At 65.5% G+C, this 21,417-nt stretch carries 11 protein-coding genes; 7 read left to right on the top strand and 4 right to left on the bottom strand.

Going from position 1 to position 21,417, the window contains the following annotated elements:
* Positions 1-273 precede the first annotated feature (273 nt).
* Positions 274-13,227: a non-ribosomal peptide synthetase gene (locus tag LOY26_RS18545; RefSeq protein WP_258713974.1), complete on the bottom strand. Its 12,954-nt coding sequence runs from the start codon at positions 13,225-13,227 to the stop codon at positions 274-276.
* 304 nt (positions 13,228-13,531) lie between these two features.
* Between LOY26_RS18545 and LOY26_RS18550 the strand changes: the two genes are divergently transcribed.
* Positions 13,532-14,062, top strand: a complete 531-nt coding sequence (locus LOY26_RS18550; RefSeq protein ID WP_033699331.1) for an RNA polymerase factor sigma-70 — start codon at positions 13,532-13,534, stop codon at positions 14,060-14,062.
* 38 nt (positions 14,063-14,100) lie between these two features.
* Here the strand turns inward: LOY26_RS18550 and LOY26_RS18555 are convergent, their stop codons facing one another.
* Complete coding sequence (locus LOY26_RS18555; protein WP_258713975.1) at positions 14,101-15,114, bottom strand: GNAT family N-acetyltransferase; 1,014 nt, start codon at positions 15,112-15,114, stop codon at positions 14,101-14,103.
* Positions 15,115-15,177: 63 nt separating this feature from the next.
* Entirely contained in the window at positions 15,178-15,978 is an 801-nt protein-coding gene (locus tag LOY26_RS18560) for an ABC transporter substrate-binding protein (protein WP_047581306.1), read from the bottom strand.
* A gap of 171 nt (positions 15,979-16,149) precedes the next feature.
* On the opposite strand from LOY26_RS18560, the gene LOY26_RS18565 reads away from it, so the two are divergent.
* Positions 16,150-16,701 carry an exonuclease domain-containing protein gene (locus LOY26_RS18565; RefSeq protein WP_033699335.1) on the top strand — a complete coding sequence of 184 codons (552 nt, stop codon included), beginning with the start codon at positions 16,150-16,152 and terminating at the stop codon, positions 16,699-16,701.
* Positions 16,702-16,776: 75 nt separating this feature from the next.
* Positions 16,777-17,061, top strand: coding sequence for a pyrimidine/purine nucleoside phosphorylase (locus LOY26_RS18570; protein WP_033699336.1), 285 nt, complete (start codon positions 16,777-16,779; stop codon positions 17,059-17,061).
* 115 nt (positions 17,062-17,176) lie between these two features.
* Here LOY26_RS18570 and LOY26_RS18575 read toward each other — a convergent pair whose 3' ends face one another.
* Positions 17,177-17,869, bottom strand: coding sequence for an alpha/beta family hydrolase (locus LOY26_RS18575; protein ID WP_047581308.1), 693 nt, complete (start codon positions 17,867-17,869; stop codon positions 17,177-17,179).
* A 49-nt stretch (positions 17,870-17,918) separates the two neighbouring features.
* Here LOY26_RS18575 and ccoN point away from each other — a divergent pair, with 49 nt between their 5' ends.
* Genes ccoN through ccoP form a run of 4 tightly spaced genes read left to right on the top strand, consistent with a single transcriptional unit; the run spans position 17,919 to position 21,103 of the window.
* A complete protein-coding gene (gene ccoN, locus LOY26_RS18580; RefSeq protein ID WP_027592920.1) occupies positions 17,919-19,343 on the top strand; it encodes a cytochrome-c oxidase, cbb3-type subunit I in 1,425 nt (474 codons plus the stop codon).
* Between the two features lie 13 nt (positions 19,344-19,356).
* Positions 19,357-19,965 carry a cytochrome-c oxidase, cbb3-type subunit II gene (gene ccoO, locus LOY26_RS18585; RefSeq protein WP_033699340.1) on the top strand — a complete coding sequence of 203 codons (609 nt, stop codon included), beginning with the start codon at positions 19,357-19,359 and terminating at the stop codon, positions 19,963-19,965.
* A gap of 5 nt (positions 19,966-19,970) precedes the next feature.
* Positions 19,971-20,165: a cbb3-type cytochrome c oxidase subunit 3 gene (locus LOY26_RS18590; RefSeq protein ID WP_033699341.1), complete on the top strand. Its 195-nt coding sequence runs from the start codon at positions 19,971-19,973 to the stop codon at positions 20,163-20,165.
* Positions 20,162-21,103 carry a cytochrome-c oxidase, cbb3-type subunit III gene (gene ccoP / locus LOY26_RS18595; RefSeq protein ID WP_033699343.1) on the top strand — a complete coding sequence of 314 codons (942 nt, stop codon included), beginning with the start codon at positions 20,162-20,164 and terminating at the stop codon, positions 21,101-21,103. The genes LOY26_RS18590 and ccoP overlap by 4 nt, the downstream gene beginning before the upstream one ends.
* Positions 21,104-21,417: the final 314 nt, after the last annotated feature.

The raw sequence follows: 21,417 nt of genomic DNA on the forward strand, positions 1-21,417 counted from the left end.
GCGGCGCTTCGCGGGGCAAGTCGGATCGCCGCACCGCCGCTCCCACATCTGTTTCGGGCCAGTTATTCCTGAGGCATTGGCGCGCGGCCCCTTGGTGCCCGCCTCAATATCGCGTCGGACAAACAAGGCGGTCGCGCGCCAATAGCACAGGCCTCACTGGCCCGAAACAGATGTGGGAGCGGCGGTGCGGCGATCCGACTTGCCCCGCGAAGCGCCGCGCGGGCGGCGCTCGATCTGCGCCGCCCAACAAAACTCACGGCCTACCCAAAACCCCTACAACCCCTCCAGCTCCGCCATCAGGTCACTAAGCCGGTCAACCTTGTCATCATCCAGCGCACTGCCCTGCAGCCCCTGCACGTACACCGCCAATTCCGCCACGGTGCTGCACTCGAACATCGCCCGCAGCGGCACATTGAGCTGCAATTGCTTCTGCACCCGCGAGGCAATCTGCGTCGCCAGCAATGAATGCCCGCCCAGCTCGAAGAAGTTGTCGTGCACCCCCACCCGTTCGGCCTTGAGCACGTCGGCCCAGATGCCTGCCAGCACCGTTTCCAGCTCGTCACGCGGCGCCTCATAGGCCTGGCTGTGCTGGCCACCGATGTCAATGGCCGGCAGCGCCTTGCGGTCGAGCTTGCCGTTTGCGTTGTGCGGCAGGCTGTCGAACCAGCCCCAGTGCAAGGGCACCATGTACTCCGGCAGCGCAGCGCGCAGGCGCTGCTTGACCTGTTCGAGTAACGCCGCATCGGCGCTGACGCCCTGATGCGCCACCAGGTAGCCGACCAGGTGCTTGCCGTTGACGCCCTCCTGCACGCTCACCGCGGCATCGCGCAACTCTGGCTGCTCGTGCAGGCGCGCTTCGATCTCGCCCAGCTCGATGCGGTAGCCACGGATCTTCACCTGATGATCGATGCGGCCCACGTATTCCAGCACACCGTCCGGACGTTGCCGAGCCAGGTCGCCAGTGCGGTACAGGCGCTCGCCCGGTGCACCATGCGGGTGCGGGATGAAGGCCATGGCCGTCCGCACAGGGTCACCGACATAACCACGGCCCACACCGGTGCCGGCGACACACAGCTCGCCGACCGCGCCCAATGGCACCAAGGTCTGGTCCTCGCCGAACAGGTACAGGCGGTTGTTGTCGGTCGGCGTACCAATCGGCAGGTAGCTGCCGCGGGTCGACTCGACATCGACGCGGAAGAACGCCACATCGTCCGAACACTCCGCCGGGCCGTAGGCATTGACCAGGCCGATCGCCGGGTAACGCTGCAGCCATTGCGCGGCCAGCTCCGGCGGCATCGCCTCGCCGGTCGGCAGCATCCAGCGCAGACCATCGAGGCTTTGATGATCGTTGGCCAGCATGCCCTGGATCAGCGACGGGACGCTCTCCAGCACGGTGATGCCGGTGGCCTGCACATGCGCCAGCAGGCCCTGCGGGTCATGGGCGATGGCATTGGGCACGATCTCCAGCCTGGCGCCGAACAAAGGTGCGGCAAGGAACTGCCAGACCGAAATATCGAAGCTCTGCGACGCGGTCTGGGCAATCACGTCCTGTTCGCTCAGGGCCAGGTAAGGCACCTTGCTCAGCTGGTTGTTGAGCATGCCGCGCTGCTCGACCATCACACCTTTGGGCAACCCGGTGGAGCCCGAGGTGTAGATGACGTAGGCGAGGTTGTCGGGCCCGCTGTGAATACCGGGGTTGTGGCTGGCGATGTTGCTGGCCTGGATGTCTTCCCACACCAGCAGCTTCGGCCGTGCCACGCCACCCAGTTCATCCAGCAATTGGCGACCCTGCTCGGCGCAAGCGGCGCTGCACACCAGCACTGGCGTGCGGCTGAGTTCGACGATGCGCTGCAGGCGTGCGGCCGGCAGGCCCGGATCCAGCGGCAGGTAACCGGCACCGGCCTTGAAGCTGCCGACGATCATGCCCAGCAGCGGCAAGCTGCGCTCTGCCAGCAGCGCAACCGGCTGATCGACGCTGACGCCCGCGCCGATCAAGGCATGGCCCAGGCGGTTGGCCGCCAAGTTCAGGCCGGCGTAGTCATAGGACGCTTCCAGGCAGCGTGCCACGGTGCGCTGCGGGTGGGCGGCGACCTGCGCCTCGAACTGCTCGACATAGCTCTGCTCCAGGGCATAGGCATGCTCGGTGCGGTTACAGTCTTCCAACAGGAAACGCTGCTCTTCGGCACCCAGCAGCGGCAGGTCACTGACCTCCCCTTCAAAACCCTCTACCAGTGCCAGCAACAGGCGCTTGAATTCGGCCAGCAAGCGCTCGACAGTCGGGTAGTCGAAGTAGCGCTGGTCGAATGACAGGTGCAGGCCCAGGTCATCACCCGGATAGCACACCGCCGTCAACGGGAAGTTGGTGTGGGTACGGCCCGAGTCCGAGCTGGCGTTGAGGTGCTGGGCATGGTCGAGCACCGCAGTTTCCACCGGCGCGTTCTCGAACACGAACAGGCTGTTGAACAGCGGCTGGCCCTTGGGCAGCTCGCTGCATTCCTGAATCGCCACCAACGGCAGGTACTCATATTCGCGCACTTGCATGTTGTGCTCGAGCAAGCCTTGCAGCCAGCTGCGTACACTGCGGCGCTCGCCTGCCGCTGGCAGTTGCACGCGCAAGGCGATGCTGTTGATGAACAGCCCGACGGTGCGCTGCATCTGCGGCATGCTCACCGGGCGCCCGGCCACAGTGACCCCAAAGGCCACGTCGCGGTCGCCGCTGTAGCGCGCCAGCACCAGGGCCCAGGCCGCCTGGGCGAAGGTGTTGATGGTCAGCTGATGGGCCTGGGCCAGTTCACGCAAGCGCACCCCGTCACTGACCTGCAGACGGGTGTAGCAGTCGCCGACGACCATCCCGTCACCGGCGTGGTCGTGGCGCAACGGGCGGTCACTGGGGACCGCGGTGGCCCGCTCGAAGCCGGCCAGGTTGGCCTGCCACCACTGGCGTGCCTCGTCCAGGTCCTGGCGTTGCAGCCAGCTGATGTAGTCGCGGTAACGGGGCGGCACCGGCAGCTGGGCCTGGCGGCCTTCGCCAAGGGCCTGGTAGACCTCGAAGAAGTCGTTCATCAGCAACGAGCGGCACCAGGCATCGATCAGGATGTGGTGATTGCTCATCATGAACCAGTAGCGCGCATCGGCAACCCGCACCAGGCGCAGGTGGAAGGGTGCTTCACAGAGCAAGTCAAAACCGGCCTCACGCTCCTGTTTGTGCAGGCTTTGCAGGCGCGCTTCCTGGGCGCTGTCGTCGAGGCCGCGCCAGTCCTGATAATCCACGGCAGTCTTGCCTGGCTTGTGGATGATCTGCAGCATCGCCTCGCCGGCGTTCCAGCTGAACGATGCGCGCAGTGCCTCATGCCGCGCCACCACCGCCTGCCAGGCCTGGGCGAAGCGGTCGGGGTCGAGCGCGCTGTTGATGCGGTAACGGTCCTGCATGTAGTAGATGCCGGTGCCCGGCTCCAGCAGGGTGTGCAGCAGCATGCCTTCCTGCATCGGTGTCAGCGGGTAGACGTCGTCGATCTCGGCGGCGGCGACCGGCAAACTGTCGATCTGCTCCTGGGTCAGGTGCGCCAACGGGAAGTCAGACGGCGTGAAGCTGCCGCTGCCGTCGGCCAGGCAATGGCCGACCAGCGCCAGCAGCTCCTGGCGGTAGCCTTCGGCCAGGGTGGCGATGGTCTGCTCATCGTAGCGTTCGCTGCTGTAGGTCCAGCGCAACTGCAGGGCGCCGGCATAGACCTGGCCGTCGACACTCAGCCAGTTGGGCAGCGCTGCATCGAGGTCATGGGCCAGGCCCGCCGCGGCGTCCAGCGGCTGGAACAGCGCGTCGGCGTCAAACTGCTGGTCGAACTGCCCCAGGTAGTTGAAGGTGATGCGTGCCTGCGGCAGCGCGGCCATGCGTTCACGCCCGGCCTCGTCGACCAGGTAGCGCAGCACGCCATAGCCCTGGCCTTTGTGCGGCACCTGGCGCAGTTGCTCCTTGACCCGTTTGATCGAGCTGGCGCGCGCGGCCTCGTCTTCACCCAGCACCGGGCGCAGGCTCAGCGGGTAGGCATTGGTGAACCAGCCCACGCTGCGGGTCAGGTCCATGTCTTCGAACAGCCCGTCGCGGCCGTGGCCTTCAAGCTGCACCAGCACTTCAGCGTCACCACTCCAGCGGCACAAGGTACGGGCCAGGGCCGTCAGCAGCAGGTCGTTGACCTGGGTGTGGTAGGCCGCCGGCGCCTGTTGCAGCAACTGGCGGGTCTGTTCTGCATCGAGGCCGATGGCCAGGGTTCGGGCGTGGCGGTGCAGGTTGCCACCCTGCGGGTGATCACACGGCAGTTCGTGGCGCACAGCGCCAAGCTGGCCGTGCCACCAGTCCAGCTCGTCGCGCAGCGAGTCGCTGCCGGCATAGCTGGCCAGGCGCGCAGCCCAGTCGCTCATGGCATGGGTCTTGGCCGCCAGCGGCTGGCCACGGTACAGCGCCTGCAAGTCTTCGAGCAGCACACGCCAGGACACACCGTCGACCACCAGGTGATGGATGGCCAGCAGCAGGCGTTGGCTGCCCTGCCCGTCCGCCACCAGCAAGGCGCGCAGCAGCGGGCCTTGTTCCAGGTCGAGGCTGCGCTGCAGGTCGGTGTACAACGCCTGGCAGTCATCGAAGTCGGCGACTGTCGCGGCCCACAGCAACTGCTGAGGGGCAGGCTGGGCGTACTCGGCCTGCCAGCGGCCACTGGCCTGGCTGAAACGCAGGCGCAGGCTGTCATGGTGCTGCACCAACGCGACCAGGGCCTGCTCCAGTGCCGCAGCGTCCAGTGGCTGGCGCGCCTGCAGCAGCACTGCCTGGTTCCAGTGCTGAGGCTGGGCCACCTCGCTGTCGAAGAACCAGTGCTGGATCGGCGTCAGGCCGCTGTCCCCCTGGCGCAGGCCTTGCTCGATGCCAGTTGGCGCGGCGCTCAGGCTGGCCACGGTGGCCAAGGTCTGGATAGTCTGGTGCTGGAACAGATCGCGCGGGGTGAACTGCAGGCCCAACTGGCGGGCACGGCTGACCACCTGGATCGACAGGATCGAGTCGCCACCCAGTTCGAAGAAATTGTCCTGCACACCAACGCGGGGAAGGTTGAGCACATCGCACCACACCTGCGCCAGCTGCGCTTCCACCTCATTGCTCGGCGCCTGGTAATGCTGGCGCGCCTGCTCCAGGTCCGGCAACGGCAGTGCGCGGCGGTCGAGTTTGCCGTTGCCCATCAGCGGCAAGCTGTCGAGCAGGACCAGGTGAGCGGGCACCATGTAGTCCGGCAGGTGCTGGCGGGCATCGGCCTTGACCGCTTCGCGCAGCACGGCCTGAGCCTCACTGCCGGCACCGGCCTGCTTGCACACCAGGTAGCCAACCAGTTGCTTGCCACCCGGCAGGTCGAGGGCCAGCACCACGGCCTCATCGACCTCTGCATGCGCCTGCAGGCGGCTTTCGATTTCGCCCAGCTCGATACGGAAGCCGCGAATCTTCACCTGCTGGTCGGCACGGCCGACGTACTCGACCAAGCCATCGGTGCTCAGGCGGACCAGGTCACCGGTGCGGTACAGCCGGCCACCCTCGGCACAGAACGGGTCGGCGACGAAGCGCTCGGCGCTCAGCCCCGGGCGGTCGTGATACCCCTGGGCCAGGCCGGCACCGCCGACATACAGCTCGCCGATACCGCCTTGTGGCAACAGGGCCAGGTCTTCGTCGAGGATGTAGGCGCTGCGGGCGCCAATCACCCGGCCGATCGGCACGCTGCCCATGTCGGCCGACAGCGTTTGCGGGGCCAGGCAGGCCAGCGGCATGACCACGGTTTCGGTCGGGCCGTAGGCATTGAAGAACTGCTGCGGCGCGAACGCCTGGCGAATGCGCTGCAGGTGCTCGCCGGTCAACGCTTCACCGCCGGTGATCACCAGGCGCACCGGCAACTGCTCGCCCTGCCCTGCCAGGTACTGGGCCAACTGGCTGCCGTAGCTTGGGGTGAAGCCAAGGATACTCACCTGCTGCTCACGCACCAGTTGGCAGATCTCTTCAGCGCCCCACTGGCCTTGGGCGCGGATCACCACGCGGGCACCGCACAGCAGCGGCGTCAGCAGGCGCTCGCTGGCGGCGTCGAAGTTGATCGAATAGAAGTGCAGCTCGCAGTCGTCGCTGCGCATGCCGAAGGCCTCGATCACAGCCTGGCAATGCATGGCGATTTCACCGTGGCTGACCACCACGCCCTTGGGCTTGCCGGTCGAGCCCGAGGTGTAGATCAGATAGGCCTGATGTTGCGGCAGGTTGAGGTTATCCAGCGCGGCATCGCTGAAGGCCGACAAGCTGGACGCATCGTCTTCCAGGCTCCAGCGGGCCACACCTTCAGGCAGCTCGCCAAGGGTTTCTAGCAGCGCGCGCTGGCCGAGCAGCAGGCCAATACGGCTGTCTTCGATCATGTAGCGCAAGCGGTCGAGCGGGTACTCCGGGTCGAGCGGCACATAGGCACCGCCCGCCTTGAGGATGGCCAGCAAGCCGATGACCATTTCCAGCGAACGTTCCAGGGCCAGGCCGACGCGCACCTGCGGGCCGACCCCGCGCTCGCGCAGGGCGCGGGCCAGGCGGTTGGCCTGCTGGTCCAGCTCGGCGTAGCTCAGGTGCTGGCCGGCGAAGGTCAGCGCCAGCGCGTGCGGCGTGCGTGAAGCTTGGGCGGCGAACAGGCCGTGCAAGGTCTGGTCGAGCGCGCCATGCTGCGCGCCCTGCAACTGGCCAACCAGCACCTGTTGCTCGTCGGGGCTCAGCATCGGCAGCTCGCACAGGCGCTGTTGCGGGTCGTCCAACAGGCCGGCCAGCAGTTGCTGCCAGTGTTCAGCCATGCGCGCGATGCGCGGCGCGTCGAACAGGTCACGGCTGTAGGTCAGGCAGCAGCCCAGGCGGCCATCGAGGTCAGTGACTTCCAAGTACAGGTCGAACTTGGTGGCGCTGGCGTCGTTGACCAGGTAGTCGACCTGCATGCCGGCCAGCTCCCGGCTTTGCTGGAACGCCCAGCGCTGGACGTTGCACATCACCTGGAACAGCGGGTTGTAGGCGCTGCTGCGCGGCGGTTGCAGGGCTTCGACCAACTGGTCGAACGGCAGGTCCTGGTGCGACTGGCCTTCGATGGCGGCCTGGCGCATCTGCTCCAGCAGTGCGGCGGCGGTCATGTGGCCGTCCAGCTCGCAACGCAGTACCTGGGTGTTGAGGAAGGCGCCGATCAGCCCCTCGCTTTCCGGGCGGATGCGGTTGGCCACCGGGGCACCGATGCGCAGGTCACGCTGGCCGCTGTAGCGGTGCAGCAAGGCCGCCAGGGTGGCCGTCATGGTCATGAACAGGGTCAGCCCACGCTGGCTGTTGAAGGCATGCACACGGGCCACCAGCGCCGGGTCGAGCTCGAAGCGGTACAGCTCGCCACGGTGGCTCTGCACTGCCGGGCGCGGGCGATCGGTGGGCAATGCCAGCACCGGGTGCTCATCGCCCAGGCGGGCTTTCCAGTAGGCCAACTGGCGCGCGCCTTCGCCGCTTTCCAGCCAGTGCCGCTGCCACACGCTGTAATCCAGGTATTGCACCGGCAGCGGCGCCAGGGGCGACTCGCGATCATCGACGAAGGCTTCGTACAGCTCGCCAAGCTCGCGGGCGAAGATGTCCATGGCCCAGCCTTCGGTGACGATGTGGTGCAAGGTCAGCACAAAGTAGTGCTCACGCTCCTGGGCCTTGACCAGGCAGGCGCGCAGCAGTGGCCCGCGCTCCAGGTCGAACGGCTGGTGCGCCTGGTCGTCTGCCAGCTGTTGCAGGCGTTGCTCGCGGGCCTCGGCGGGCAAGGTGCTGAAGTCGTGCCAGCCAAGCTGCAAGCCGCTGTCTTCGGCCACGCACTGGTACGCTGCGCCGTCGATGCTGGGGAAGGTGGTGCGCAGGGTTTCGTGGCGCACGATCAGGGCCTGCAGCGCACGCTCGAAGGCGTCCACGTGCAGGGTGCCACGCAGGCGCGCCATGCCGCCGACGTTGTAGGCGGGGCTGTCTGGCTCCATCTGCCAGAGGAACCACATGCGCTGTTGCGAGTACGACAACGGCACGGCCTGGCGGCGGTCGACGCGGGCGATCTCGCCTTGCAGGTTACGCTCGCCGGCATCTCGGATGCGCGTGATCTCGGCGCAGAAGGCGCCCAGCTCGCTGGCTTCGAACAGGACTTTGAGCGGCAGTTCGACATCGCACGCCTGGCGGGTTCGCGAAACGATCTGGGTGGCGAGCAGCGAATGGCCGCCGAGGGCGAAGAAGTCGTCCTGCAGGCCGACACGCGGCAGGTTCAAGACCTCACACCAGATCGCCGCCACCTGTTGCTGCAACGCACTCTGCGGCGCCACATGCTCGCGCTGCTGCCACACAGGGGCTGGCAGCGCCTTGCGATCGACCTTGCCGCTCGGGCCCAAGGGCATGTGCGCCAGCGCGATCAGTTGCGCCGGCACCATGTAGGCCGGCAGCTGCTCGGCCAGAGCGGCCAACAGGGTGGCAGGCTCGGCCGCGCCGCTGAAGTAGCCGACCAGCTGTGCACCCAGCGCATCCTTGTGGATCAGCACCAGCGCCTGCTCGACACCAGGCTGCGCCAACAGGCACGCCTGAACCTCTTCAGGCTCGACGCGAAAACCGCGAACCTTCACCTGCTGATCGAGGCGCCCGAGGTATTCCAGCGCCTGGAGCTGGGTTTGCCAGCGGGCACGGTCGCCACTGCGGTACAGGCGCTGGCCGTCACCATCGGCCTGGGGCACGAAGCGCTCGGCGGTGAGGCCCGGGCGGCCCAGGTAGCCACGGGCCAGGCCCGCGCCGCCCAGGTACAACTCACCCGGCACGCCCGGGGCAGTCAGTTCCAGCTCATCGTCCAGCACGCGGCACAGCACGTTGCCCAGCGGGCGGCCAATCGGCGAACGCTCGCCGTCTTCGGCCTGACAGTGCCAGTGGGTGACGTTGATGGCGGTTTCGGTCGGGCCGTAGCGGTTGTGCAACTGCACCTGGGGCAGCACTTGCAGCACACGGTCACGCAGGGTCGCGGACAATGCCTCACCCCCGGAGAACAGCCGGCGCAGGCTGGTGCAGGCTGCGGCCTGCGGCTCCTGCACAAACACTTGCAACAACGGCGGCACGAAGTGCAGCGTGGTCACGCCATGCTGCTGCACCAGCGCAGCGATGCGTTGGGGGTCACGGTGTTCGCCGGGGCCAGCCAGCACCAGCTTGCAGCCGGTGATCAGCGGCCAGAAGCACTCCCACACCGAGACGTCGAAGCTGATAGGCGCTTTTTGCATCAGCACATCAGCGTCGTTCAGCGCATAGGTGGTTTGCATCCACTGCAGGCGTTCGGCCAGGGCGGCATGGGTATTACCCACGCCCTTGGGCTGGCCGGTGGAACCCGAGGTGTAGATCACATAGGCCAGGTTGTCGCCGTGCAGGTGCAGGCCTGGGGCTTGGCTGGGCCAGCTGTCCAGGTGCAGCTGGTCCAGGGCGATGGCGCTGACACCTTCGACCTGCGGCAGCTTGCCCAGCAAGGCGCTGTGGCTCAGCAGCAGGCTGGCGTTGCAGTCGCCGAGCATGTAGGCCAGGCGCTCGGCCGGGTAGTCCACGTCCAGCGGCACGTAGGCGCCGCCGGCCTTGAGGATGGCCAGCAGGCCGACCAGCAACTGCGGCGAGCGCTCGACGGCGATGGCCACGCAGGTGTCGGGGCCAACGCCTTTGTCACGCAGGTAATGGGCAAGGCGGTTGGCCTGCTGGTGCAGCTCGGCATAGTCGAGGCTGCCACCCTGCCAGGCCAGCGCAATGCGCTGTGGGGTCAGCCGAGCCTGCTCGTTGAGCTGTTCGACCAGCAGGCGCTCGGGCGCCGCGGCGGCTGCCTGGCCCCAGCCGAGCACCTGCGCGCGGCTGTGCTCATCGAGCAGTTGCACCTCGCCCAGCGCCAAATGCGGCTGGGCGCAGACCTGCTCCAGCAACGCCAGCAGGTGCGCGGCCAGGCGCTTGACGGTACTGGCCTCGAACAGCTCGGCGGCATAGTCGAAGGCCAGCGTCAGGCGGCCTTGATGGTCCTCTTCGCTATGCAGCTGCAGGTCGAACTTGGCTTCGCGGCTGTGCCAGGGCAGCTCTTCGGCAAGCAGGCCAGGCAAGCGGCGCAAGGCCGAAAGGTCGCGTTGCTGATGGTTGAACATGACCTGGAACAGGCCCTGTTCGCGGGCTTCTGGCAGGGCTTCGAGGAGCTGCTCGAAAGGCAGGTCCTGGTTGGCCTGGGCCTCGAGGGTGGCTTGGCGTGCCTGGGCCAGCAGTTGCTCGAAGGGCAAGCGGCCATGCAGCTGCGCACGCAGCACCTGGCTGTTGATGAAGAAGCCGACCAGGCCCTGGGTTTCCAGGCGCGGGCGGTTGGCATTGGGCACGCCGACACGGATGTCTGCCTGGCCGCTGTAGCGGTGCAGCACACCTTGCCAGCCGGCCAGCAGCACCATGAACAGGCTCGCCTGCTGCTCGCGGGCCAGGCCCTTGAGCGCCTCGGTCAGTTTGGCCGGCACTTTCAGGTTGTAACGTGCCGCACGTTTGTCACGCTGGCTGGCGCGGGGCTGGTCGGTGCACAGGTCGAGCACCGGCAGCGCATCGCCCAGCTTGGCCTTCCAGTAGTGCAACTGGCGTTCGGCTTCACCGTCGGCCAGCCATTGCCGCTGCCAGGTGCCGTAGTCGGCGTAACCCAGCGGCAGGGGCGCCAGGTCGGCTGCATGGCCTTGGCAGTGCGCAGCGTACAGCCTGGCGAATTCGTCGAGCAGAATGTTCAGCGACCAGCCATCGGCGACGATGTGGTGCAGGGTCACCCACAGCTGATGCTCGTCATCGTCCAGGCGCGCCAGGGTCACGCGCAGCAAGGGGCCTCGGCCAAGGTCGAACGGCTGCTGGGCCTCTTCCTCGCGGCATGCTGCAACCTGCGCGGGCGCCTGGCCTTCGAGGTCCAGGCGATGCAGGCTGAACGGCTGCTGTGCCAGGATCCGCTGCCGGGCCTGGCCGTCCTCTTCGCTGAAGACCGTGCGCAAGGATTCATGGCGCGCGACCAGGGCCTGGAAGGTCGCCTCCAGTGCAACGACGTCCAGCTCACCGCGCAGGTGCAGGCCGGCCGGAATGTTGTAGGCCGCCGATTGCGGCTCGAGTTGCCAGAGCAGCCATAGGCGGTTCTGTGCCAGTGATTGCGGCAGCGACTGGTCACGCTCGAGGGTGGCGATGCCGGCCGATTGTGCCCCGCCTTCGGCAACGATCGCCGCCACAGCGGCGCTGTACTCACCCAGCAGCGGGGCTTCGAACAGGGTGCGCAGGCCCAGGTTGATGCCCAGCTCATCGGCCAGGCGCGCCGTGGCTTGGGTGGCCGCGATGGAGTTGCCGCCCAGCAGCAGGAAGTGATCGTCCGCCGCCACGGCTTCGACCTTGAGCACATCACGCCACACAGCGGCGATGCGCGCCTGCAGGTCGTCGGCCGGCGCGCCGCTTGGGTGCTGCTCGCTGGCCTCCGGGAAGCGCGCGTAACAGTCCAGGCTGCCATCGTCCATGCGCTGGCGGCAGGCCGAGCGCTGGAGCTTGCCGCTGGAGGTCTTGGGCAGTGCGCCCGGGTTGAGTAACAGGACCACGGCCGGCGCCTGGCGGCAGGCGTCGGCGATGACCTGGCGCAAGGTCTTGATCAGCGCCTGAGGCTCGACGGCTTTTTGCACATTGCGGCTGACTTCCACCGCCACGCCGATGCCCTCCTCGCCCTGATGGTCCACGGCAAACACCGCTACGCGGCCTTTGCGCAGCACATCGACTTCGCGCTCCAGGGTTTTTTCCAGGTCTTGCGGGTAGAGGTTCTGGCCGCGGACGATGAGCATGTCTTTCAAGCGCCCGGTAACGAACACTTCGCCATCGCGAATGAAACCCAGGTCGCCGGTGCGCAGCCAGGTCTGGCCGTCCATTTCGACGAAAGTGCGGGCGCTGGCCTCGGGGTTGCGCCAGTAGCCCAAGGCGATGCTCGGGCCGCCCGCCCAGACCTCACCGACCAAGTTGTCGCCCAGCACTTCCAGGCGCTGCGGCTCGACAATGCGCACCGCATGCCCTGGCTGCGGGTAGCCACAGCTCATCAGCACACTGCCGCTACCAGGTTCGGCGCGGTTGGCGGCGAAGGCCTCGGCATCCACCTCCAGCGCGCCGATGCCCTGGCCGCGTCGGCTGCCGCTGACGAACAGGGTCGCCTCGGCAAGGCCGTAACTGGCGAAGAAGCTGTGCGGGTCGAAGCCACAGGCCTGGAACTTGTCGGCGAAGGTCGCCAGGCTGTCCTGGCGGATCGGTTCGGAGCCGGAATAGGCCACGCGCCAGCGGCGCAGGTCAAGCCCCGCCAGGGAGGCGTCGCTGACCCGCTCGCTGCACAGGCGGTAGGCGAAGTCGGGGCCGCCGCTGATGGTGCCGCCGTAATCGCTGATTGCCTGCAGCCAGCGCAGTGGCCGGGCGAGGAAGTAGCCAGGCGACATCAGCACGCAGGGCACGCCGCTGAAGATCGGCTGCAGCAGGCCGCCGATCAGGCCCATGTCGTGGTACAGCGGCAGCCAGCTGACGATGACGTCGTCGGGGTTCACATCGATGCCGAAACCGTGACGGATCAACTGCTCGTTGGCCACCAGGTTGCCATGGCTGACCTGCACGCCCTTGGGCAGCGCGGTGGAGCCTGAGGTGTACTGGAGGAAGGCGATGTCATCGCCGGCCAGGGCAGGCTCTTGCCAGGCATCGGCCAGGGCCGGGTCAAGTCCATCCACCGCCAGCAGCGCGGGGGCATTGGCCGCCGCCAGCGCGTCCAAGCCCTGCAAGCTGTCGTGCAGCGCGGCCACGGTCAGCAGCAGGCGCGGCTCGGCATCGTCGATGATCGACAGCAGGCGTTGCTGGTGATGGTGGCGCGTGGACTCTGGGGGATACGCCGGCACGGCGATGACGCCGGCATACAGGCAGCCAAAGAACGCCGCGACATAGTCCGGGCCGCTGGGGAACAGCAGCACCGCACGGTCGCCGAACCCTGCGCGGGCCTGCAAGGCAGCGGCGATGGTGCGCGCGCGGCGGTCCAGGTCCCGGTAGCTGAGCACGGCCTGCTCGCCGGGAGCATCGGCCAGAAAGCGCAGGGCTATCTTGTCCGGGGTCTGCGCGGCGCGTTGCGCCAGGGCCTGGACCAGCGAGAGCGGGAGTTCGAAGGCGTCCGTCATGGGGTGTTCCTGCCAGTGTCTGGTGAAGTCGGGCCGGCTGCTCCGCGAACGTCGGCGGGCAGCGCACGGCGGCCGGATGTACACAGGGGAACGGATGGGCAGGGGAAGAAATTAACCGGATTGCGCGGTGGCAGGCACGGCGAAAGGTGAACTGTTTCACGCGGGCTGCTTAGAACCGAAACTTACAGATACTAATTACGTTTCGTATTTGACAATCATTATCATTCTGAATAGCTTGTCGCACGTCTCAGGAAGCTTCCCAACGTTGGGTGCCTCCCCCCCTCTCTGTGACAAGGTGATTTCCATGGCGGAACAGCTATCCACAAGTAAGTGCGATTCACCATTACTCCAGGCCTTCGTCGACAATCGCAGCATTCTGGTCAAGATTGCTGCGCGCATCACCGGCTGCCGCTCACGCGCGGAAGACGTGGTGCAGGATGCATTCTTCCGGCTCAGTGCCGCCCCGCAGATCACCTCGTCATTCAAGGCGCAGCTGAGCTACCTGTTCCAGATCGTGCGCAACCTGGCCATCGACCACTACCGCAAACAGGCGATGGAGCTGAAGTACTCCGGCAGCGAAGAGGAAGGCCTGAACGTGGTCATCCAGAACGCCTCGCCCGAAGCCACGCACATCAACCTTGCCGCCCTCGATGACATTGCCGAAGCATTGAACGAGCTGCCACAGCGCACCCGTTACGCGTTCGAGATGTACCGTTTGCACGGCGTGCCGCAGAAGGACATCGCCAAGGAACTCGGCGTGTCGCCGACCTTGGTCAACTTCATGATCCGCGACGCCTTGGTGCATTGCCGCAAGACGGCTAACCGTCAGGTTTGAATTTATGAGTGTTGGGGGCGCATTGCCCCCCAGCACTCTCAGACCAGCGTGCACCGATCAAAAAACCGCTCCCGCCCCAGAATCATCAGCGCCGCGCGCTTGTGCGGGAAATCGAATTCCTTCTCGCAATGGAAGCACTGGTCGTGCATGTAGCCGATCATCTTGCCGTTGTCCGCACGCGGCTCGGCCACCACCCGCTGAGTGCGCGGGTCATCGAGGAACAGGTAGTGCACCAGCGCCGATAACCAGCTGGCCACCTTGTGCGGCCCACGGTGCGCCTCCTCCCCCACCAGCATGTGGATGCCGCGGTCGTAATCATCGGCCGCGTAGAACGGCGCAATGCGATCTTCCTTGGCCCAGTACGCTTCGAAGTAGGCGAACGGCTCGTCGTCGAAACAGCCGATCAAGGTGAGGGTATGCGGGTCGGCTTGCAGCTTTGCCAGGTATTCATGGTGCTGCTGCAAGGTGCCGCCCTCCTGCCAGAACTTGTCGACCCGCGGGTTGTTCTGCCAGCGATTGAAGCGTTCCAGGTCCTGATCGATCTCCAGGGTACGCAGCGATACCCAGCTGCCCAGGCGTGCATCGAAACGTCGGTACACTTCGCCACGCGGCTTGGGCGCCCGGCGCGGGTGGCGCTTGCCGTTGCTGATCTGCATCTGCTGGGGGTACACCCCGGCGATCGACTCGCCAAGCCAGGGTTGGGGCAACTGCCAGAACAACGTACGTTCGCACAAGTACACGCCCGCCTGCTCGCCGGGCACCAACAGGCCGCTGACGAGGGCTTCGGGCAGCACTTCGGGCAAGTGCCAGGCCAGGCGCTGGCGGGCGACATCGCGTGCCAGCAGCCAATAGCAGGCAGCCCACAACGCCTGGTAAGGGCGCTCTGGGCAAAGGCTTTCAAGGTGCACCTCAAGCGCCGCGCCCTGGGCCAGGCGCAGCTGGATCAAAGGGCGACCGGCAAGGGTCAGGCTCAGCCAGCTCTCGCCCTCATCGGCGCTGAGGGTGCGCCAGCGTGGCGCTGACAGTGGCTGCGAAGCGGCATCGAACGGCATGGTCTTGGCTCACGAAAATGAAGAGAAGGCACACTGCTAAAAACGTTGTCGCTGCACGGGAATTTAGTCGCGCGGTGCCTGTACCGTGATCCGGTAGGGCTGAAAGATACGCGTCAGCTCACCATTCTCGCGCAGGGCACGCATCAAGGCCGCGAACGATTGCTCGCCGATGGGCGCGCCAGGGCGCAGCAAAGCGTAGTGGTGATAGACCTGATCGATACGCTGCGAGGCAACCAGTTGCGCCTGGCTGCCCGGGTTACGGTCGAGAAAGTCGCTGAGGTAAGAACGGGTGACCAGGGCGATGTCGGCGCGGCCGGCCTGCACCATCAGCAGGTTGCTGTCGTGGGAATAGGTCAGCGTCGCATTGAAGGCTTTGCGCAGGTAGTCCGGGTCGGCGTTGAAGCTGGCGAACGCATAGTGGTAACCGTTGAACAGCGCCAGGCGCTTGCCGCGCAGCTCATCGAAGTAATGCGGGTCGCGACCGTTGGCCTTGGCGGCGACGAACACTTCGGCATCTTCCAGGCCCATGTCCACTGTCTGGTGGGCAATCTGCTGCCAGCCCCACTGTGGGTTCTCGAAGACCGCCATGTCGGTGCGGCCCTGCTGCAAATCACCAAAGCGCCGCTGAATGGAGGTGGGCACCAAGACAAAGTGGTAGCCCTGCTGGGAGCGGTTAAGGGCGTCGATCAATTGTGGCAACAGACCCGTATCGGCCCCCTGTTCGGGGCGAACGGTGTAAGGCGGGAAATGCGCGGCACCAATCTTCACTTCGATCGCGTCGCCAGCCCAGCCTGGTACCGCCAACCAGAAGCCGGCCAGCAACAGCAGAGTGGACAAGGCCTTTGGGCCGGGCGCTGAAGTCAAGACGGACACTCATCACGGTTCGTACCTGGTTGCGCCTAAACTAGGCGTTTTCCGGGCAGGGCACAACAGCTGGTCGCTGGTCTTTGCGCCAAAGCAGGCGGCAAATTGCCAGGGGGTGCCGTAAGGCCCGACATTGGCTACGCTCTAGCAGGATCTGCAAGGGAGCCTGGTATGGGCCATTGGTTGGTGATCGACCTGGAAGCCACCACCGACGATGGTGGGTGGCCGGTCACAGAGATGGAAATCATAGAAATCGGCGCAAGCCTGGTGACCCGCGAAGGCCGCGAAGTCGACCACTTCCAGCGCTTCGTGCGGCCCAGGCGACGGCCGCAACTGACGCCGTTCTGCCGTGAACTGACGCACATCAGCCAGGCCAGCGTCGACAGCGCTGCGGCCTTCCCGGAGGTGTGGGCACGGTTCGAGCGCTGGCTGGGGCACCACCGCGGGCAGTTGCAGGCGTGGGTCAGCTGGGGTGACTACGACCGCCAGCAACTGCTTCAGGAATGGCAGCAGCACGGGCTCGACAGCCTGCTGCGCAGCGTGCCGCACATCAACCTCAAGCAGCGCTTCGCCAAGGCCCGCCACCTGCAGCGGCCGACGGGCCTCAATGGTGCCTTGCAACTGGCTGGCATGCACTTCTGCGGGCAGCAGCACCGGGCCCTGGAAGATGCGCGCAACACGGCGCGGCTGCTGCCCTTGAGCCTGCCGGCCAAGGGCACCTGAAAGCAGATGACGACGGGGATGGCCTTGGGCATACTGGCCAGCGCTTTTTCATCCCCCTCTTTTCAGGAGTCGCCCATGTTCCAGGTCAACGAGTACTTCAACGGCACCGTCAAGTCGATCGCATTCGCGGGCGAAGAAGGCCCGGCCACCGTGGGTGTGATGGCACCGGGCGAATACGAGTTCGGCACTGCCAAGCGCGAAATCATGCATGTGGTTTCCGGCGCATTGACCGTCAAGCTGCCGGGTAGCGACAACTGGGAAACCTTCAACGCGGGCGACAAATTCAATGTTGCCGCTGACAGCAAGTTCCAGCTGAAGGTAGCGGTGGACACTGCTTACCTGTGCGAGTACCGCGACTAAGCGATAGCCTGCATCGACCTCTTCGCGGGGCGAGCCCGCGCCCACAAGTACCCCACTGTACTCAGGCTCAGTCAGGTATCTGTGGGAGCGGGCTTGCCCCGCGAAGAGGCCAGCACTATTTCAACAAGAATTCCGCCACCTGCTCGGCCGCCGCCTGCATATGCTGGGCATGGCTGAACCCCGAAGCCTTCAACGGCTTCAGGTCATGATCCCCCGCCACCCGCCAGCTCACCTCGATCGCTGGTGACAGCGCATACCCCGCCACCGCCTCACGATTACCCAACGCATCGCGCTCGCCCTGCACGATCAAGGTCGGCGTCTTCAGCCCCGCCAGGTGCTCGACCCTGGGTTTCTCCGGCTTGCCCACCGCATAGAACGGATACCCCAGGCAAACCAGTGCATCCACCCCAAGCTCGTCCGCCACCAGGCTGGCCATGCGCCCGCCCATGGACTTGCCGCCAATGGCCAATGTGCCCGCGACCAAAGGTCGCACCTGCCGGTATACCTCGCGCCAGCACTCCAGCAGAACCTTCTGCGGATTGGGCGGCCGCTTGCCACCGTTCACGCGGCGTTCGGCCATGTACGGGAACTCGAAGCGAATCACCCCCACCCCAAGCGCCGCAAGCCTTTGCGCCATCTCGTTCATGAACCCGCTGTCCATCGGCGCACCGGCGCCGTGGGCCAGGATCAGGCAGCCTTTGTAGCCCTCATCCCCTTGAATTTGCGGAGGATCGCAGCGCAAGCCTGGGACATTTCCGACCTTCGCCCATTGATCCCCGTCAATACCGGCACTTTGCCCATTAATCATGCTTGCCTCGCTCTATAGCCTGCCAATAACCGTGGATGGGAACCCATACATGAACACAACCAGCAGTACCGCCTACAACTACAAGGTGGTCCGCCAATTCGCCATCATGACGGTGGTGTGGGGAATCGTCGGGATGGGGCTCGGCGTCTTCATCGCCGCCCAGCTCGCCTGGCCGTCCCTCAACTTCGACCTCCCCTGGACCAGCTTCGGCCGCCTGCGCCCCCTGCATACCAATGCGGTGATCTTCGCCTTCGGCGGCTGTGCGCTGTTCGCCACCTCGTATTATTCGGTGCAACGCACCTGCCAGACCACCCTGTTCTCACCAAAACTGGCCGCGTTCACCTTCTGGGGCTGGCAACTGGTGATCCTGCTCGCGGCCATCAGCCTGCCGCTGGGCTACACCAGCTCCAAGGAATACGCCGAGCTGGAATGGCCGATCGACATCCTGATCACCATCGTCTGGGTCTGCTACGCCATCGTGTTCTTCGGCACGCTGATGAAGCGCAACACCAAGCATATCTACGTCGGCAACTGGTTCTTCGGGGCATTCATCCTGACCGTGGCGATGCTGCACATCATCAACAACCTCGAGCTGCCGGTCAGCCTGACCAAGTCGTACTCGGTCTATGCCGGCGCCACCGATGCCATGGTCCAGTGGTGGTACGGCCACAACGCGGTGGGCTTCTTCCTGACCGCAGGCTTCCTGGGAATGATGTACTACTACGTGCCCAAGCAAGCCGAGCGCCCGGTGTATTCCTATCGCCTGTCGATCGTGCACTTCTGGGCACTGATCACCCTGTACATCTGGGCCGGCCCGCACCACCTGCACTACACCGCGCTGCCCGACTGGGCGCAGTCGCTGGGCATGGTGATGTCGCTGATCCTCCTGGCACCGAGCTGGGGCGGCATGATCAACGGCATGATGACCCTCTCCGGCGCTTGGCATAAGTTGCGCAGCGACCCGATCCTGCGCTTCCTGGTGGTGTCGCTGGCGTTCTACGGCATGTCCACCTTCGAAGGCCCGATGATGGCCATCAAGACGGTCAACGCCCTGTCGCACTACACCGACTGGACCATCGGCCACGTCCACGCCGGCGCCCTCGGCTGGGTGGCGATGATCTCGATCGGCGCGCTGTACCACACCATCCCGAAAGTGTTCGGCAAAGAGCAGATGCACAGCATCGGCCTGATCAACGCGCACTTCTGGCTGGCGACCATCGGCACCGTGCTGTACATCGCCTCGATGTGGGTCAACGGCATCGCCCAGGGCCTGATGTGGCGCGCGGTCAACAGCGACGGCACGCTCACCTACTCGTTCGTCGAAACCCTGGTGGCCAGCCACCCTGGCTTCATCGTGCGCTTCGTCGGCGGTGCGATCTTCCTCAGTGGCATGTTCCTGATGGCCTGGAACACCTGGCGCACGGTACGCGCGCCGGCCACTGACGCCGCCCCTGCGAACGCCCAGCTGGCCTGAGGAGACACGCCTGATGAAACACGAAGTCATCGAGAAAAACATCGGCCTGATGGCGCTGCTGATGGTGTTTGCCGTCAGCATCGGCGGGCTGACCCAGATCGTCCCGCTGTTCTTCCAGGACGTTACCAACAAGCCGGTCGAAGGCATGAAGCCCTACACCGCGCTGCAATTGGAAGGCCGCGATATCTATATCCGCGAAGGCTGCGTGGGCTGCCACTCGCAGATGATCCGCCCGTTCCGTGCCGAGACCGAACGCTATGGCCACTACTCGGTAGCCGGTGAAAGCGTGTGGGACCACCCGTTCCTGTGGGGCTCCAAGCGCACCGGCCCGGACCTGGCCCGCGTGGGCGGGCGCTACTCCGACGACTGGCACCGCGCGCACTTGTACAACCCGCGCAACGTGGTGCCTGAGTCGAAGATGCCGTCCTACCCGTGGCTGGTCGCCGAACAGGTCGACAACAGCCACACCGAAACCAAGATGCGCACCCTGCGCACCCTCGGCGTGCCGTACACCGACGAGGACATCGCCGGTGCCCGTGACGCAGTCAAGGGCAAGACCGAGATGGACGCGCTGGTCGCCTACCTGCAGGTGCTCGGCACCGCGATCAAGAACAAGAGGTAACTGCGATGGACATGGACATCGGCATGATCCGTGGCCTGGGTACCCTGGTGGTGATGATCGCCTTCATCGGCCTCTCACTCTGGGTATTCAACCGCCGCCGCGACCGTGATTTCGCCGAAGCGCGCCTGCTGCCCTTCGTCGACGACCACCTGCCCCCTGCCGGGCAGGCACCTGCTGCCAAGAGGAGTTCCGGGCAATGACCACGTTCTGGAGTACGTACATCAGCGTACTGACCATCGGCAGCTTGATCGGCCTCACCTGGCTGTTGCTGTCGACCCGCAAGGGCCAGGCCAACGACACCACCGACCAGACCATGGGGCACAGCTTCGATGGCATCGAGGAATACGACAACCCGCTGCCCAAGTGGTGGTTCTGGCTGTTCGTCGGCACCCTGGTGTTCTCGGTGGGCTACCTGATCCTCTATCCGGGCCTGGGCAACTGGAAAGGCATCCTGCCGGGCTATGACAACGGCTGGACCGGGGTCAATGAGTGGCAGAAGGAAATGGACAAGGCCGACGCCAGGTTCGGCCCGATCTTCGCCAAGTACGCGGCCATGCCAGTGGAAGAAGTGGCCAAGGACCCGCAAGCATTGAAAATGGGCAGCCGCCTGTTTGCCTCCAACTGCTCGGTGTGCCACGGCTCGGACGCCAAGGGCGCCTATGGCTTCCCCAACCTGACCGACCAGGACTGGCGCTGGGGTGGCGAGCCGGAGACCATCAAGGCTTCGATCATGAACGGCCGGCACGGCGTGATGCCAGCCTGGGCCGAGGTGATTGGCGAGCAGGGTGTGGCCGATGTGGCCGCGTTCGTGCTGACCAACCTCGATGGCCGCAGCCTGCCGGAAGGGGTCAAGGCTGACGCGGCCAAGGGCAAGGAGATCTTCGCCGGCAACTGCGTGGCCTGCCACGGGCCTGAGGCCAAGGGTACCCCCGCCATGGGCGCGCCTGACCTGACCCATCCGCAGGCGTTCATCTACGGGTCGAGTTTTGCCCAGTTGCAGCAGACCATCCGCTATGGTCGCCAGGGTCAGATGCCAGCGCAGGCAGAGATCCAGGGCAATGACAAGGTGCACCTGCTGGCGGCTTACGTGTATAGCCTGTCGCAGGATAGCGCTGCTGAAACCGTGACCTCCAAGTAGTACCCCCGGGGCTGCTCTGCAGCCCCAACCCTCCCCCGCCGTACGCCCTCCCTTGCACCCCCCCCTAACCGAACTAAGCTTGTTGCCTCAGTGGGCTTCGCTGCCAATCCAGCGAAGCAGACGCGGCGCACAGCCTAGCGCCGTCCGATAAAAAAGCCTGACCGATCGATCAGAAAAAGATGAAAAACGGTACACATTACAAATGTTTATTTGTGTACAATCGTTCGAACCCTGACACCGCTGGACACAGGTGAACGGGCTTGGACACGGGTCGGCGTACCAAAGTTGCGTTGCGATAACCCCGGTGGTTATCG

Origin of the sequence: Pseudomonas sp. B21-047 (assembly GCF_024748775.1) — a bacterium.
GTDB classification, from domain to species: Bacteria; Pseudomonadota; Gammaproteobacteria; order Pseudomonadales; family Pseudomonadaceae; genus Aquipseudomonas; species Aquipseudomonas capeferrum.

Coding starts and splice junctions, on each gene's coding strand:
- LOY26_RS18545 (WP_258713974.1), bottom strand. CDS start 13,227: ATGACGGACGCCTTCGAACTCCCGCTCTCGCTGGTCCAGGCCCTGGCG.
- LOY26_RS18550 (WP_033699331.1), top strand. CDS start 13,532: ATGGCGGAACAGCTATCCACAAGTAAGTGCGATTCACCATTACTCCAG.
- LOY26_RS18555 (WP_258713975.1), bottom strand. CDS start 15,114: ATGCCGTTCGATGCCGCTTCGCAGCCACTGTCAGCGCCACGCTGGCGC.
- LOY26_RS18565 (WP_033699335.1), top strand. CDS start 16,150: ATGGGCCATTGGTTGGTGATCGACCTGGAAGCCACCACCGACGATGGT.
- LOY26_RS18570 (WP_033699336.1), top strand. CDS start 16,777: ATGTTCCAGGTCAACGAGTACTTCAACGGCACCGTCAAGTCGATCGCA.
- LOY26_RS18575 (WP_047581308.1), bottom strand. CDS start 17,869: ATGATTAATGGGCAAAGTGCCGGTATTGACGGGGATCAATGGGCGAAG.
- ccoN (WP_027592920.1), top strand. CDS start 17,919: ATGAACACAACCAGCAGTACCGCCTACAACTACAAGGTGGTCCGCCAA.
- ccoO (WP_033699340.1), top strand. CDS start 19,357: ATGAAACACGAAGTCATCGAGAAAAACATCGGCCTGATGGCGCTGCTG.
- LOY26_RS18590 (WP_033699341.1), top strand. CDS start 19,971: ATGGACATGGACATCGGCATGATCCGTGGCCTGGGTACCCTGGTGGTG.
- ccoP (WP_033699343.1), top strand. CDS start 20,162: ATGACCACGTTCTGGAGTACGTACATCAGCGTACTGACCATCGGCAGC.